This is a genomic window from Cytobacillus sp. Bac17 (assembly GCF_024519925.1).
GTDB lineage: Bacteria > Bacillota > Bacilli > Bacillales > Cytobacillaceae > Cytobacillus > Cytobacillus pseudoceanisediminis.
In genome coordinates, this window is the sequence record NZ_JALJRC010000046.1 from 1 (window position 1) to 14,645 (window position 14,645).

The following is a 14,645-nucleotide window of genomic DNA, read 5'->3' on the forward strand; positions in this document are numbered from 1 at the left end:
CTAAGCTGTAGGTCGTGAGTTCGAATCTCGCCTGGGACGCTACAAAAGAAAAGCGTGAAACCCATGTATATCAATGGTTTCGCGCTTTTTATTTTATTCAATTTGTTTATTCAAATATCTTAGAATTCTAAGTTTGGGGTCGGTTTGGGGTCGGAAAAGATTTTTTAGTGTTTTCATACCGCTTTTCGACTTGTTGTTCATCAACTACTTGTGCTCTTTTGATTTCTTATTCAACTCAAGCACCCTATAGTTTAAGTGCAATGCTTCACAAAGTTTACTTATGGTGACTTTACATACATCTCTGCTGTCCTTCAAGAAATCATGGATTTTCAACAATACTTATAACCATAATGATTATCGGTAATTAAGAAATCATTGATCCAACAAAAAGACGATGGATGATTACCGTCTTAAATGATTGTTTTATTTTTCTGTTAATTTATTTTTGAAATAAAGGTAATCAACCTTATGTTTTGTGGCCATAAGTTGTGATGCAAGTATTGCGGTATATATAGTTGTTAATAGTATGCCAAAAACTGCTATCCCCATTATTGAGTCCTTGTTATTCAAAATAACCACCTCCATTTCTAAAAGAATATATAGGAATTCATCTTGGATTTATTTAATTTAAGGTTTTAGAATGACTTTTATACAATTATCGGTCCTTGTGTCAAAGACTTCGTATCCATGCTTTGCCTGGTCTAATGGAAGAACATGTGTAATTACATCACCAATATCAACCTTTCCTTCAGATATAAGATTGTAAAGAAAAGGCATATATGGAATAACTGGGGCCTGCCCTGTTTTAATGTCAACATTTCTTTGGAAAATGTCTCCTAAAGGGAATCCATTATAACGTCCCCCATAAACACCGGTAATTTGAATGGTCCCAGCTTTGCGTACAGCCTGTGACGCAATGACAAGCCCTCCCATTGCACCGCCATGAAGCTTCATTCCGGATGCAAGATATTCAAGAGGCGTCATTTTGCCGCTCATACCTGAACAATCAATAACTATATCTGCTCCACCTTGTGTTATCTCTCTTAAATATTCGCCAACGTTTTCATGTTCTTCAAAATTTACAGTCTCCACTTTATTGGTCCGTTTCGCATGCTCAAGCCGGTAATTGAGGTAATCGACCGCAATAACACGCTCAGCGCCTTTAAACCAGGCAAATTTTTGAGCAAGGAGACCTACTGGACCACATCCTAAAACGATGACAGTATCACCAGCTTTGACACCAGAGTGATCTACACTCCAATAAGCTGTTGAGGCTGCATCTGCAAGTAACACTAACTTTTCATCTTCTACTTCGCAGTTCTCCGGTAATTTGAATGGAGTAAAGTTTCCATATGGAACACGCATATATTCAGCTTGCCCGCCAGCAAATCCACCGGTTGTTTCTGAATATCCAAAGAAACCGCCCATTTCACCATGAGGGTTTGAATTATCACATTGGCTGGTTAAGTCATGGTTACAGTACCAGCAATGCCCGCAGCTTACATTAAAGGGAATAATTACCCGATCCCCTTTTTTCAATTTTGTTACTTCCGGCCCTACTTCTTCGACTACCCCCATCGGTTCGTGGCCTATTACGTAATCAGTTGGCATATTGGGAATCATTTGATGAATCAAGTGCAAATCGGATCCGCATATAGCAGAAGATGTTACTTTTACAATGATATCATCGCCATTTTTAATTTTTGGGTCTTTTACTTCTTTAACTTGGACATTTTTACTCCCCTGATACGTGACAGCTTTCATTTTTCTCTAACCTCCCTTATTTATTAGGCGTTGCGAACATTCCAAGTCTATCCGTATCATTCGGGAATAAGTTCATCCCGGCAATCATTAAAGCATTGTCGGCAGATTTAAGATCCAACTCAACTTGCTTGCCAACATCTTTCGGATATAACCAGCCCTTGCTTATCATCAATTCAGATATCTCGGTGTGTAAATCAATAGATAGTTCCATTTGCCTGTATAATGCCTCTCTTAACTCCGGGCTCGATGTTTCAGTTAACGCAATGGCATATGTATGAATGCCCGTTTTAACTGAAAGAAGAAACTCCAAGGCAATTCCCGAATCTGCCATTTCTGGCATATGTTCAGCCCCTTGGGGATCCAAATAATCCATTTCCATTTTTTTCACCTCATTCTCTATAATTGGTTCTTGCCCCTTTATAAAATTCTTTAAGTTCATTTATCGCTGCAATTGACTGTTGAACATTTTTTTCCATCAGTGCTTTTAAATCATTATCGAAACAAAGGCCCTGCATTAGCTTTGATTTCAATAAGCTAACAGTGTTCAGGTTTAATACCTCATGTGTTTCCATTGTTTCATGGTAAGCCAAGCTTTTCTTCTCCATGACTTCACCTCCTGAAATTAAAATCCCTTTAATATGTGAATATTATTCAATGGAATATTACTGGTTATGGAATATTTTTGGTGGAATGTGAATCTCCTGTCTGAAGCAAGATAAGAGAAGTTTTTAAAGATTGGAGAGATACTCTTGACAAAATATTTAGGACTTCATGAAACTCTGGAGACACTTGAGTTAATTGCATTTAAAACAGTATGTTTAACAAAAGCTGTAACTATGAGCAAATTGCTTCCTGATGGAGATCTTAAAACGATTCTTTCTGGTGATTTAGAATCAGGGAGTCAAGGCCTGAAGCAACTTCAGACCTTTATTACAAACAGGGAGGAGACTCACAATGACTAATCTCCTGCAAAATATGGCTGGAATGGGAGGATTAACAGAACGGGCAATCGCCTCAGATTTTCTGATTTCATCTAAATCTGCCGTCAGAAATCTCGCATTTGCTATTACGGAAACAGCTACACCTGAACTGAAATCAGCTCTTCGCGATCAATTAAGAAATGCAGTGGATACACATGCCAAGATAACAGATTTTATGACTGCTAATGGATATTATCACCCTAATCATTTAGGTGACCAACTAAATGTGAGACTGCAGGATGCACATACCGCTTTAAACCTTAAAGATCAATAGGGGCAGTATATATGTTTTATGTAAAAAAATCAGCTGCTATTAAACAGCTGATTTTTTCCTTCAATATATTACACAGGTAGATCATCTTCAACCTGCCCGTCAGTTGAAGAAGAAAAGTGGCCTGTCACTGTTACCTTTCACACCGTAATCATTACGTAAAATTCAAATTAACTTAGCCTAATTCCACAAACCTGCCCCTTTTGTTGAACAAAAAAAGCCGCCTGGGATGGCAGCTGATCATGAACATAAGCACCGGTAAATTCTTTAAGGATCATAGATAACTGTTGATACTTTTGACCGTTTCACTCTTGAATAAACAACTAATTCTCATTCATTCTTATCGAGAATACGTATATAACGTATTTTTGAAGTCCGGATAATATGATTTTTATTTTCACTCTTTATAATAAAATACTTATATCGTTCAACTTTTTTGAACAACTCTTTTAAAACATCCTCTTTTCTAAAACTAGTCTCTTTTTTTATTTTCTCAAACTTTATATCAGCGTCAAGTGTATAACTCACGTTAAATTCTTTCAAATTAAACTTCCCCTTAATCCTTTTTATTAAATTGTCTATGTCCTATTCTTTAACAATTTTAATACAGATGAAATTAAGAGCAATATTGATATAACTAACGATAACACTCCTGTTGCTTTATTAAGATATCCACCTGTTGTATCAATGAAAATTTTATTTATACCTAACCAAAATCCTGCAATTATTAGTAATACTCCAAATGTATCAAGTTTAATTTTAGTCACCTCTATTGACTTTAATACAATGATAATATTCGAAAATAGTTATCTTTTTTCGAGGGTTTTAATATTGAATTAATATAGAGGTAAAAAAAGAAATTTCTTCGTCGCTAAAGTGCCCCTTTTGTTGAATAATACCTCCATGGTTTACATCTATTGAATACAGAACATTTGTTTGTATATAATTAAATTAAAAAGGAAGTCACTAAATGAGGGTAGTAATTGAAACAATGCTCAATATTGAAGGCATTAGAGGATTAAGCCGAGGAGAGTTTTTTGTTCGAGACCGAGATTTTAAGGATGATCCAAACTTTGCAGCTGCAGTAGTCGCATATAAATGGATCCAGCAACAATGGAGGGAATCTGGCTGCAGGGATATGATTATTGAGATGGTTATCTGGAACGAGGAGAATGATATTACTGAGGATGTAAGAAGGATTGAGCCGGTTGTGATGGATGATTTACCTTTTTAAGCAAACAAAAAAGTCAATAATTAAATTGACTTCTTCAATCCACAATTACTGCACTCTCTTAGGAATTCACCATTTCCAACTTTTGACTTAAAATGAGAATTACCGCAGTTGTCGCAACGTCCAGCTTGTTTATCAGGAAATTCATTATAAATGTAGATTTTACCCAGATCAATATTGTCGTAATCGTATTCCATGTAGTCACCTCAGAAGTTTAAAATATCAAATGGGACAAGGAAAGAATAGCCTTCATAATGTTAGTAATCGACTCAGCCACGGATAGAACTCATCTAAGCTTGCGGATTTTAACGATATTTTAATTGAAAATCTAACATCAAAATAACTTTAAAAGCCCCTCGCAATCTTATGAAGGACTTTTATTCCTAAAAGCAGGATAAAATATAAAGAATAATGTAGTAAAAGCCTCTAACTATAAATTTATAGTTCCAACATAATTTTCATCTGTAATGTTATCTTCTTTTTCTAAATAGGGAAGGTTATACCCCTCATTTGATACATAAACCCTAATTTTTTTTGTAAGACAATCGAATGTAATATCTCCTGCCAAATTTTGAGTGATTGTATTGTAATCCGTATAGTAATGAATATGTTCAGATGGTGCCTCACCAATTACTATCATTTTAGGATTTAATAATTCAAGAATTTCTTTTGGTACTTGTCCACTTTTTCTTCCATGATGAGGTGCAAATAAGATATCAACCTGAGACCAGTTGACTTCATCTTTAATTTTTTCCATAAAATCAGTTTCCAAGTCACCCATCCATAGTGCATCTACACCATCCTGAAGACTATATTTGATTATTGCTGAAATATTATTTGGGCTTTCACCATTTTTGGCTTTTGCTAGTTGATTTTTGAACTCTTCATTATTCGGATCAGGCCAAAGTATGTTAATACCGGAACTACCTCTTTCTGAATCTGACATATTCATCCATTTCCTTGATACACCCTTTTCAATATGAAAGGCCTTATCAGAATCCCTTAGTTCACAATACTTTTCAAAATCAGTAGTTACTTCAGCTTTTGTAGCTTCATTCTTCACACAATAAAAGTTACTTATTCCTAGCTTTTGATCTAGATATTCCAGTCCAAAAAAGTGGTCTTCATCAGGATGAGTAGAAATAAAACGAATAATACCTTTATTTTTCGATAATTTCTTTATTTCATCTACAATCCTATCTCTGTCGTCTTCATAAAGATAACAGTCAATAATTGTAAAATTATCGCTGTAATGATCAATATAAAAAGTATCCCCATTCCCAACTGCAAAAGATTTAATTATTGTCATTTAAAATTCTCCTTCTTGGCGGATTAATTACTCATCGCAAACTTCTAATAAAGTTCTAGCATAGGCTTTTGCTTTAGAATGAACTGTTTCTTTTGTTATTAATAACTGCAAGATAATAATTACTATTGAAATTAAAATTGATACCCATTCAATTGGTAACACTTTATTGAAATCAAACTGATATCTTTTATAAATCAACCCAATTGAGCCAAATAAAATTATAAAGTTAATTACCAAGCCCCATGGCTTAAGTGCCAAGAAATTTCTAGTAAAACCATAGCTGATATTTTCCCTAAATAGCAGAGAATATTTTTGGGTGTCTCTAGTTTTTGTTAAAAGCCATTTAATAGCAGAATCATACACTTTATCTGTATTTTCTTTATCGTTCGTTTCCTCTTCTAGTGTTGGACAACGAAAATTCGCAATGCTCTTCTCTAAAAAGGTATGATATCTCTGTTTAGTTAATGGATCTATTGTTGAATCCGAGTGTCTAAGGAACCTAGTGCTGGGCATTCCATCCCATTCTATTATTAAAGTATCTTGCTTTTTTTTTCCTAACTCCCTAGATACTTTGCTAATAAGATATGAAACAGCCACAAAAAAGATTGATCCTATAACTGTGGTTAAAATGTCTCTTAATTCTTCAAAAAAACAATACAGTGATACAAAAGTAGGCAGAAGAGTTATTAAAGCTGGATACAATCTTGCATTTCTTTCATACGGGTTAAAAAAGTCCCTCAAAACATCCAATTATTACCATCCCCTCGTAAAATTTTAACAGTATTACAATATTATTCTAAATAATATGATAGTTCAATAGTTTGCAAAAAAAAAGACCCTTCTCCATCGAGAGGGTCTTTACTCAATACTTATTATTTTACTCTCAGTACTTGTCCAACATAAATAGTGTAATTGTCATCAAGGTTGTTCCAATCTTTGATTTGCTGCACGGTGCTTCCATAAGTCCTGCTTAGTGAATAAACAGTATCCCCAGACACAACAGTATGATAAACTGCTGAATTTTTCTTTGGAAGATTAAAGCTTTTCACAATTCCATTGACATGACCACGAACAAGATTCTCAATAAAGGTGCTTGATTTTAACTTCGCTGCATCATTGGCATTATCGATAAATCCGTTTTCTGTTAAAAGTGCTGGCATGCTAGTTTCCCTTAGAACATGGAAATTTGTTTGTTTTTTTTCGCGATCATAAAAATCAACCAGCTTAATTACTTCAGAATGAATATTGTTTTGATAGGTGGTAGTTGGAGCCCCGACTCCTGGATAAACATAATCTTCATATCCTGTACCTCCCCCTGCATTAATATGAACTGACAAGAAGAAATCAGCTCCCCATGCATTGGCTGCATTCGTGCGCTCTGATAAAGATACGGTTTGGTCACCAGTTCGGCTCATTCTGATTGAAACATTATCATATTCAAGGGTTAAAATATCTTTTATACATGTGGCGATTTTAAGTGTTAAATTCTTTTCCTGAAGACCATTTCCTACCGCACCTGGATCTGTGCCGCCGTGACCTGGATCAATAAAAATTTTTACCATATTTAATCACCTCTATAATTTTATTCTCAAATCTATTAACTGCTTGTACTGCTGCCCTTCCTTCTTACATAGCAATCACTCCTTTCAATAAATAAAAAAAGCCACCCCGAAGGGTAACTTATTTTGGCCATTGATAGCTTTTAGCTTGTTGGCTATCCTCTATTCCCTTTGTTGTAGGATCATTTAAGGCATTCCACACACTCACCATTATTAGCAGCAAAACATACGGATTAGAAAATGCTCCTACTAGCAAATTAAAAACAGAACCCCAAGTAGTGAGGTCCTGGGCTGTTAACCCATAGTATCCTAAGATTGGTGCAAAAAAGGCTAGAAATAATTGTGCAAGAAACACAGGATTTTTAAAGCGAACCTTCCAATTTATCAATCTAATGTCCTCCTCTTAAAATGTTATAAAAAATAGCAATTGCTCCCCCGATAATACCGGTGCAAATCGCTGTAATAATGGCTCCTGTAATTGTTCTTTTGATCCAGGTTGTATTTTCATCAATTTTACTGAGCTTTTCATTTATGGAAGTAATCTGCTGATCATGCCGATCCGTTACTCTTTCCAACTTGTTAACTCGTAACTCAATATCTTTAATATCACCTTTCAGTTCAGCAATTTCTTGATTATATACGTTCACTGATACTGTCTCTTGAGTCACCTAAACTCCCTCCTTTGAAGACAAAAAAATAAACCCTTAATTTTTTGGGGGGTCTGGAGAATGTAGTTCCTTGGATTCAACTAGTTTACTTTCAAGTTCCTGGATTTTCTGCTGCAATTCTTTGTTTTGAGAAACCACATTATCAAATTGGGCCTGCAAGATAATATTTTCGTATTTTAGTTTTCCAAGTTCACTTTGCAGATAAGGGTCTATAGAAATTGTTTGTTTTTGTTCGCTCATTGAATACCATTCCTTTCTAGCTTCATATTTAATTCTTCAATCTCAGCAAATGCATTTGACAGTTTTTCGTTCAGTTCCTGAACTGCTTTCCAAAGCATAGAGGACATTTGATATAAATTGATTCCGTCAGGCATATCAGGTGTGTCACCTTTTATAACAATATCTTCAGGTGCTTCATCTGCAATCATACCCATAAAAAGTTTAGAATCTTCATGACCTATCATGTTGTAAGCGTAAATAGGAGTAGCAAGTACTTTTTCCAATGCTGATTCTAAATAGGGAACGATGTTTCTTTTTAATCGTCTATCAGAAGCGTCAGAAATAATGGCCTGCATAGTTCCATATGCGCTATCAGAGTTATTCCTTACCTGAATAGTACTTGAAGATGAAAGCCATTTTAAAACAGCCCCGCCCGCCATTCGCATTCCGTCATGACTGCCAAGACCCATAAACTCAGCAACCCCGCCATCGTTTGTGTTTATAAATACCCTTCCAATTTCGTTGGAAATGTTTAGATTGTTGTTATTTAGGCTTCCGAAACCAAACCAACCGCTTCTTGATGTTGAAGTTGTTTTAAAAAATTCGACATAAACATGATTTTGATCATCGCCATACAATTGAAGCGCATCGGATCCACCACGTATATACATTTTTCCATCAAAATCATAGGTTCCTGATGAAGCAAGGCTTTTGAAATTAATTCCCCTTGGAGTTGCTAATTGCGTTCGCTTTGTCGTTGCAGGTTCTTCCCTTACGTCAAGCAATAGCCCAGTATGTTCTGGATCTGAAGAATTCGCTTTATGTGTTCCGATTCCAAGCCTGTCAGCATGAATATACAAAGGCCATCCCGTTATATCTCCATCCATAGAATTTTTAAGACCAACAAGATCAGCAGCTATAAGCCCAGATTCCACAATCATGTTCCCGGTTTCATACTTGTATTCATAAGGCAATAGGCTGCCCGGTACACCATAAGCAATTTGATCTTCTCTCAAAGTTTCCCTTAACCCTGTGCCCACTTCGAGATTAAGCCTGCCAGATCTTAGAATAGTAGTTTTAACCTTCGTATAATCTCCTGGTGTTACATATTTGTATTGGTGAATCGCCCCGTTATAAATGTTTGTTCTTTCAGTTTGGTTGTCAGGATCATCCATAGTGTTAAAAACAGCGCTTGGGCCATACATGTATATTGATCCACCATAGATAGTTCCGGCATTTATGGTAGGTGAATTAATGGAAACTCCCGCTTCAAGCGTTCCGGCAAATTTAACATTTCCGTTTGAATCTACAATGAATTGATCATTAATGTTCAGGCCTTCCCAGGCTTTAAGGTTCTTTGCTTCAATGTCACCTTGTACAATGAGATTGCCCCGGATCCTTATTCTTACGTCTGTATCTCTTACATAAAGTTTTGTCGCTGATGTATTGCTGTAAAAATAGCACCCCCAATAAGTAGGTTTTTTCCCTGAATAAGCATTTTGAGGAATAACCCTTGAGAACCGCACCCTTGTAACTGTATTGGCAGGAACAGCCACAATGCTATGCAGGAAGAAGGTGTCTATATATGAAGTTCCATCTTCAAAGTAAACCATTATTCCCATAGTCAAGGAAGGCGCTGTGCCTGAGTTTTGTGCATATAGCAAGAAATCAAAGGCAATTTCATCCCCATCTTCAGGAACTGGCCTGTTATAATGGGCTGCATCCGCTTCTTCCATAAGATAAACCCAATCATTTAAAACGCTCCATTGGAACCACGTTTCACCGTTAAGAGTTACCGGCTTCATATAACCATAAATCCCTTCCTCAACAGTCGAAATGTTGGCCCCAAGCTGCGCCCTAACGTCAATTCTTGCTGCGTTTAAAATGCCTGTATCGATAACGTCAGCATTCACGCTGCCGATTTTGGCTCTTCCTATTGAAGCATCAGCCATTTTCGCACCGTCAATATTAGCATTCAATGCGATAAGTTCATTTGTTATCACTTGGGGAGTTATATCATCAGCAACTATTCTTGCTGTGGTGGCAGTTTTTTGATCAGAAAACGGCCCGGCAGTTCCCGCCCTGTTCATCCCTCTAACCCTGATGTAATATTGCTGATTTGGCTCGCCTTCATAAACAAATACGCTTGTCATCGTCCTGGCTACAAGGTTAGAGATATCAGGAGTGAAATTTGGAACAGTAGAAACGTAAACTTCATACTCTTTCACATAGCTACTTAAATCTGCATCCCATTCAATAATGACTTTTGAAAAGGCTCCAGAAGCAGTTACATTTGGTTTTTGGGGTGTAATATCAGCAAAATCGGTATCATCAATAGGGCCGATTTCCACAGATTCATCCCAAACCCCGGTTCTTCCATCTACTTTGCTTTCTATGTTTTTCAATCTTGAAGCAAGATCAGTGAACAAAGGAAGAAAATTTCCAAGGATGATTTCTGTGTTTTCAGGATTTACTAAATCCCGTTTGATTTCGATTACTCTGGATTCAACCCTTAATTTGGGAGTGAATTCTTTATCAATAACAAAAACAGTATCTCCAAGCCTAACTTTTTCATGAGAAAGCCCGGCAACTTGTTCCAAATCCAGAACGTTCATTTCATAAGTGATTCTTGGTGTATTTGTGCCTTGAAGGGCATTCCATGTTTTATCTAATAAAGCTTCTGAATCCGTTTCTTCTCCATCTTCAAAGATTCCGATCCTGTGTATTTTCTTCCCTGTGTCTGGATCAATGCGCCCAAATCGTTCAAGGGCTACCGGATCCCCAACCCACTTTTGGCCTAAAGGCTTATCAACAGGATCAAGGCCTGAACCATTCCAAACTACATCCGCAAAGTCAATGCGCCTTGTATATCCTCCTGCTTCTGTTTCCTCACCTTTTCCCCGCCCATAAAGTGCCGTTTTCAGGTTAGAAGTATCAACAGTTCTTTTAATGGAAACCAGATCTTTTGTGAATTCAAACCGCTTCCCAGTATCAGCTCCCCGCCTTGCAAGGAGATCCACAAAACGCCCTGTAATGGCTGAACCGTCAAAGTTTATGCGTTTCTTTAGTTCCCCGCCCCATGTACTGATTATCTTCTGAATTGAAGAAATGGCAGATTCATAGTAAAAATTTGTTGTTCTTAGGCCAAGATCCGCAACGGTTCCTTTTTTGAACCGGCTATTTGAAAGTGCATCATCCATGGCACTGTCTGCTGTACCATTAACAGTTCGCAAATCTTCTATTATGTCGTCATTCATTTCAAAGAAAGCATGTTCCGCATTAGCCCTTGTGACGATTTCAGTTCCATTATGTTCTTCCTCGATTTTGTAAATCTGGAATAACTGAAAATCTCCATCTTCGTCTTTGAATGCTACAAGATTGTTTTCTTTAACATGTGCAGCCGCTTCATGATCTGCGGGAACTGAAAACTCAAATGTATGATCTTTATTTAATTGTTCTGTGTGAACGGCATCAAAAAAAGGGCATTTCCCGCTGTTGTCGTTTTGCAAAACAGCAAGAAGCCCTTCTGATTGACCTTCCAGTATAAAAAGTTTGTTCATTTATAGCCACCTTCTTACATAAACAAGGCTTACTGTACTAACCCCAGCAGGCGTAACAGTTAAAGTTGTATCTCCCGGATCCAAAGAGAAAAAATCTGAATTAATATCAAGTGCAGTAATTAAGTTTGTTGTGCCGTTATAAGTAATTGTGCCAACTTGACAATCAATCACAACTTCATCGCCAGCCACAAAATTACGCACAATCCGTAGAAATTCATTAGAATTCTTTTCAATCTTTAATTCAGTAGCTGTAGCCGAAAAATCGACTGTGATAATAGGAAATGCTTCTGCCGTTCCTGTATTATTTATTGTTGCAAAGTCGTTTGAATTCGTTGCAGAACTTTCTGTTATGGAATAAGCAAATGGATCCGGGCAAAGGAATTCAATTTCTGCCACCTGCTTTGCAAAGATCCCTTCAAAATCTGTATTTTCGGTTACAACCGCATAATATTTCTTATCAGTTTCATCATCGAAAATCAGTTCTTGTGGTCCATTGTTGGGATTCAGCCATACGGCTAAATCCCTTATCTTATTTCTGTAATCAAATAGAGAAGTACCGAAAAGGTTTATTTCTACCGTTATTCTGCGCTCCATAAACCGATAACCAAAGTAATGAACCCCATTTTTAGAAGGCGCTTGAGCCGTTCGGCTTTCGATCTCCGGGAGTGTGTCACGACCTTGTATATTTGTAATCCTTATTCCTTTTGATGTTGAATGAGTTCCGTTGAAGGAAAATCCCCAACTCATGGATTAACACCCCCTACACGCAAAGACCTGTTTTCTAAGCTTGCAAGTTTCTGAGAAATGCTTCTTGCATCACTTTCATTCCGTACATTTGGCATAATAAGCTGAATGGTTTTCTGAACAACACCTGCAGCAGCACCTGAAGCAGTTTGTGCAAATTGAACTTTCTGTTTTGAAATATCTAATCTAGCATCCTGCAAAGGTTTCCTTGTGCCGATTGCAACAGTTTCCCCTACTTGGGTTGCTGCCTTCATCAGTTGTTTGGCCCTAGCTAAAAGCCCATCCTCTAAACCTTCCGTAAAGAATGAGCCTAATTCAATAGCTACCCTTGAAGGGCTATGAATATCTAAAGCACTCTGGATCTTGCTTGCAATGCTTTTCGCAATGCTTCTGGCTGTGTCCATCAGACTTCCAAACATGCCCCACAATCCACGAATAAGACCGCTTATGATGTTTCGCCCTATCCATTCCAGATCAACACCTTCAAGCCAACCTTGGGCCTGATTCCATATGTCCATGATCTTCTGTTTGACTTCATAAAGTTTTTCTTGAACCCCTTGCCTTAAAGCGACAAATTTATCAACAGCAGTTCTGCGTATGGCTTCAGCTGTGTTTTGGACAATTCCCATAGCATCATTCCAAGTATTTTGTATTTTGGTTTTTATGGAATTGTAAATTTCATTGGTTTTGTCTTTCAGCGCTTGCCATTTTCCAGAAACATAGCTTCTTATATTCTCAGCTGCATTGTTTGCAACGTTTTTCATGCCCTGCCAAGTATTGGAGAAAAATGTTTTTATACCATTCCATATATTTTCTGTAACTGTTTTGGAAGCTTTCCAAGTTTTATCTATGAAATCAGATATGAACTTTAGGGATTGCTCAAATAAAATCTTGGTTAAACTCCACATGTTAGAAAGGAAGTTTTTTACCTGGCCCCATTTTTCAGTCGTCCATTTACTTATAGAATCCCAATTTTCATAGATTAAGAGTGCTAAAGCTACAACGATTCCCGAAATGATACCAACCGGGCCTGTGAGTGCAATCATTGCAGCTCTGATTAATGGGAATATCGCCTTTACTTTAGATAACCATTGCCAGGCTGTTGTTAGTGGGCCGATCATTGCCCCTAATACGGTTAAAAACGGCCCTATTGCAGCCGCTATTAGTCCGATTCCAACAGTTATTGCCTGCATAACAGGATCCATTTTTGCAAAGGCTTCAGAAACAAATTGGATTGCTTGAGAGACATACGGGAGAACTGCCATGGCAAAGTCTAAAAGAACTTTACCTAAAGGCTCCAGGGCAATCAAAGCTTCCCTTGTGAATTGCTTCCACTTGGTTCCAAAGGATTCTTCTGTTACCCGGTTCATTTCATCCATGGAACCTTTGACTCCTTTGACCCCTCCATCAATATTTCCAAGAGCGTACATGGCATCAGCTTCAAGATCTTCCCACTTGGTCCCGTATAGACCAACACCGATTTCATTCGCTTTAACCTGATCATCCATTCCTTTTAATTCCGCTATGACTGCATTGTGAACGTCTTTAACCGTACCCTTACCAGCTAGGAAATCCTTCCATACCTTCTGTGTACTTTTGGACATTTGGCCCATAGCATCAGAGGTGCTTTTAGATCCGTCCTTAATACTGATTTGGAATTCTTTCATAGCATCATTAATGTAATCGAGGTTATATACCCCGGCTTTACTGCCTTGTTCTAACAGCTGAAAGTATTCAGATGCTGAAAAGCCCATTTCTCCAAACAAAGGTGCATATTCGCTGAGATTATCGAACATTTCATTAGAGAAGTTTAGGCCGTTCTGCGCTCCGTGGGCCATTAAATCAAAGGCTTCCTGTGAATCTATTCCGAAAGCTTTCATCAGGTTTCCCCCGGCCCTTGTAACCTCATTTACGTCAGCATCAAAAGTTTGGGCAAGGTCCATCGCTGATTTGGTCACTTTGGCAAGTTCTTCTTCATCAAGGCCCTTAATGTTCTGCCTGGTTTGAATAAGAGCGTTTGACACATCACCTAAACTTTCACCGAATCCATCTGTATAAATACTTTTGGCTGTTTGGGTAAGTTTTTCAGCTTCTCCTTTGGTAAGTCCCAGGCTATTTCTTAATTTCGTTTGGGCTTCCCCAACAGACATTGCGGAGGCCACCCCAGCAGCTCCCAGTGCAGTAAGAGGAACCGTTACGGCCTTGGTCATGTTTTCCCCAATGGATCCCATTCTGTCAGCTACATCTTGTACCCGGTTTTCAATCTGCTGAAGCCCTGATTCCACGTTATTTGTGTTTATTTCTGTATTGATGACAATACGCCCATCACTCGAAGCCATG

18 protein-coding genes are annotated in these 14,645 nt (G+C 37.6%); 3 read left to right on the forward strand and 15 right to left on the reverse strand.

Annotated features, from left to right (window positions below; genetic code table 11):
- Nucleotides 1-423: 423 nt before the first annotated feature.
- The 4 genes from NR125_RS27035 to NR125_RS27050 are packed head-to-tail and all read right to left on the reverse strand — an operon-like array spanning nucleotide 424 to nucleotide 2,369.
- Complete coding sequence (locus tag NR125_RS27035) at nucleotides 424-570, reverse strand: hypothetical protein (protein WP_256816510.1); 147 nt, start codon at nucleotides 568-570, stop codon at nucleotides 424-426.
- 57 nt (nucleotides 571-627) lie between these two features.
- Nucleotides 628-1,764: a zinc-dependent alcohol dehydrogenase gene (locus tag NR125_RS27040; RefSeq protein ID WP_256816511.1), complete on the reverse strand. Its 1,137-nt coding sequence runs from the start codon at nucleotides 1,762-1,764 to the stop codon at nucleotides 628-630.
- Between the two features lie 16 nt (nucleotides 1,765-1,780).
- Complete coding sequence (locus NR125_RS27045) at nucleotides 1,781-2,143, reverse strand: spore coat protein (protein ID WP_009330590.1); 363 nt, start codon at nucleotides 2,141-2,143, stop codon at nucleotides 1,781-1,783.
- Nucleotides 2,144-2,153: 10 nt separating this feature from the next.
- On the reverse strand, nucleotides 2,154-2,369 hold the full coding sequence (locus NR125_RS27050; protein ID WP_256816512.1) for a spore coat protein: 216 nt from the start codon (nucleotides 2,367-2,369) through the stop codon (nucleotides 2,154-2,156).
- A gap of 144 nt (nucleotides 2,370-2,513) precedes the next feature.
- On the opposite strand from NR125_RS27050, the gene NR125_RS27055 reads away from it, so the two are divergent.
- A complete protein-coding gene (locus NR125_RS27055) occupies nucleotides 2,514-2,726 on the forward strand; it encodes a hypothetical protein (RefSeq protein ID WP_009330592.1) in 213 nt (70 codons plus the stop codon).
- Nucleotides 2,719-3,018 carry a spore coat protein gene (locus NR125_RS27060; RefSeq protein ID WP_256816513.1) on the forward strand — a complete coding sequence of 100 codons (300 nt, stop codon included), beginning with the start codon at nucleotides 2,719-2,721 and terminating at the stop codon, nucleotides 3,016-3,018. The genes NR125_RS27055 and NR125_RS27060 overlap by 8 nt, the downstream gene beginning before the upstream one ends.
- Before the next feature lie 327 nt (nucleotides 3,019-3,345).
- On the opposite strand, the gene NR125_RS27065 is transcribed toward NR125_RS27060, so the two are convergent.
- A complete protein-coding gene (locus tag NR125_RS27065; RefSeq protein WP_256816514.1) occupies nucleotides 3,346-3,558 on the reverse strand; it encodes a hypothetical protein in 213 nt (70 codons plus the stop codon).
- 427 nt (nucleotides 3,559-3,985) lie between these two features.
- Here NR125_RS27065 and NR125_RS27070 point away from each other — a divergent pair, with 427 nt between their 5' ends.
- Nucleotides 3,986-4,249, forward strand: coding sequence for a hypothetical protein (locus tag NR125_RS27070; protein ID WP_256816516.1), 264 nt, complete (start codon nucleotides 3,986-3,988; stop codon nucleotides 4,247-4,249).
- Between the two features lie 20 nt (nucleotides 4,250-4,269).
- Here NR125_RS27070 and NR125_RS30245 read toward each other — a convergent pair whose 3' ends face one another.
- From NR125_RS30245 to NR125_RS27115, 10 genes are all read right to left on the reverse strand, one after another.
- Nucleotides 4,270-4,443 carry a DUF8096 family protein gene (locus tag NR125_RS30245; RefSeq protein WP_483863893.1) on the reverse strand — a complete coding sequence of 58 codons (174 nt, stop codon included), beginning with the start codon at nucleotides 4,441-4,443 and terminating at the stop codon, nucleotides 4,270-4,272.
- A gap of 233 nt (nucleotides 4,444-4,676) precedes the next feature.
- Entirely contained in the window at nucleotides 4,677-5,555 is an 879-nt protein-coding gene (locus NR125_RS27075) for a ComEC/Rec2 family competence protein (protein WP_256816517.1), read from the reverse strand.
- A gap of 27 nt (nucleotides 5,556-5,582) precedes the next feature.
- Nucleotides 5,583-6,305, reverse strand: a complete 723-nt coding sequence (locus NR125_RS27080; protein ID WP_256816519.1) for a hypothetical protein — start codon at nucleotides 6,303-6,305, stop codon at nucleotides 5,583-5,585.
- A gap of 122 nt (nucleotides 6,306-6,427) precedes the next feature.
- On the reverse strand, nucleotides 6,428-7,117 hold the full coding sequence (locus tag NR125_RS27085; RefSeq protein ID WP_256816520.1) for an N-acetylmuramoyl-L-alanine amidase: 690 nt from the start codon (nucleotides 7,115-7,117) through the stop codon (nucleotides 6,428-6,430).
- A gap of 118 nt (nucleotides 7,118-7,235) precedes the next feature.
- Complete coding sequence (locus tag NR125_RS27090; RefSeq protein ID WP_256816521.1) at nucleotides 7,236-7,502, reverse strand: phage holin; 267 nt, start codon at nucleotides 7,500-7,502, stop codon at nucleotides 7,236-7,238.
- 1 nt (nucleotide 7,503) lies between these two features.
- The gene (locus NR125_RS27095) at nucleotides 7,504-7,782 is read right to left on the reverse strand and encodes a hemolysin XhlA family protein (protein ID WP_256816522.1); all 279 of its coding nucleotides are present in this window, start codon (nucleotides 7,780-7,782) and stop codon (nucleotides 7,504-7,506) included.
- 36 nt (nucleotides 7,783-7,818) lie between these two features.
- On the reverse strand, nucleotides 7,819-8,022 hold the full coding sequence (locus NR125_RS27100; protein ID WP_256816523.1) for a hypothetical protein: 204 nt from the start codon (nucleotides 8,020-8,022) through the stop codon (nucleotides 7,819-7,821).
- A complete protein-coding gene (locus NR125_RS27105) occupies nucleotides 8,019-11,561 on the reverse strand; it encodes a phage tail spike protein (protein ID WP_256816524.1) in 3,543 nt (1,180 codons plus the stop codon). The genes NR125_RS27100 and NR125_RS27105 overlap by 4 nt, the downstream gene beginning before the upstream one ends.
- Nucleotides 11,562-12,308, reverse strand: a complete 747-nt coding sequence (locus tag NR125_RS27110) for a distal tail protein Dit (protein ID WP_256816525.1) — start codon at nucleotides 12,306-12,308, stop codon at nucleotides 11,562-11,564.
- Nucleotides 12,305-14,644: a phage tail tape measure protein gene (locus NR125_RS27115; RefSeq protein WP_256816526.1), complete on the reverse strand. Its 2,340-nt coding sequence runs from the start codon at nucleotides 14,642-14,644 to the stop codon at nucleotides 12,305-12,307. Before NR125_RS27115 ends, NR125_RS27110 begins: the two co-directional genes overlap by 4 nt.
- Between the last annotated feature and the right edge of the window lies 1 nt (nucleotide 14,645).

Bases quoted from the DNA above. Each gene is read 5' to 3' on its own strand.
- NR125_RS27110 (WP_256816525.1), bottom strand. From the start codon at position 12,308: ATGAGTTGGGGATTTTCCTTCAACGGAACTCATTCAACATCAAAAGGA.
- NR125_RS27085 (WP_256816520.1), bottom strand. From the start codon at position 7,117: ATGGTAAAAATTTTTATTGATCCAGGTCACGGCGGCACAGATCCAGGT.
- NR125_RS30245 (WP_483863893.1), bottom strand. From the start codon at position 4,443: ATGGAATACGATTACGACAATATTGATCTGGGTAAAATCTACATTTAT.
- NR125_RS27115 (WP_256816526.1), bottom strand. From the start codon at position 14,644: ATGGCTTCGAGTGATGGGCGTATTGTCATCAATACAGAAATAAACACA.
- NR125_RS27060 (WP_256816513.1), top strand. From the start codon at position 2,719: ATGACTAATCTCCTGCAAAATATGGCTGGAATGGGAGGATTAACAGAA.
- NR125_RS27070 (WP_256816516.1), top strand. From the start codon at position 3,986: ATGAGGGTAGTAATTGAAACAATGCTCAATATTGAAGGCATTAGAGGA.
- NR125_RS27040 (WP_256816511.1), bottom strand. From the start codon at position 1,764: ATGAAAGCTGTCACGTATCAGGGGAGTAAAAATGTCCAAGTTAAAGAA.
- NR125_RS27075 (WP_256816517.1), bottom strand. From the start codon at position 5,555: ATGACAATAATTAAATCTTTTGCAGTTGGGAATGGGGATACTTTTTAT.
- NR125_RS27045 (WP_009330590.1), bottom strand. From the start codon at position 2,143: ATGGAAATGGATTATTTGGATCCCCAAGGGGCTGAACATATGCCAGAA.
- NR125_RS27100 (WP_256816523.1), bottom strand. From the start codon at position 8,022: ATGAGCGAACAAAAACAAACAATTTCTATAGACCCTTATCTGCAAAGT.
- NR125_RS27050 (WP_256816512.1), bottom strand. From the start codon at position 2,369: ATGGAGAAGAAAAGCTTGGCTTACCATGAAACAATGGAAACACATGAG.
- NR125_RS27105 (WP_256816524.1), bottom strand. From the start codon at position 11,561: ATGAACAAACTTTTTATACTGGAAGGTCAATCAGAAGGGCTTCTTGCT.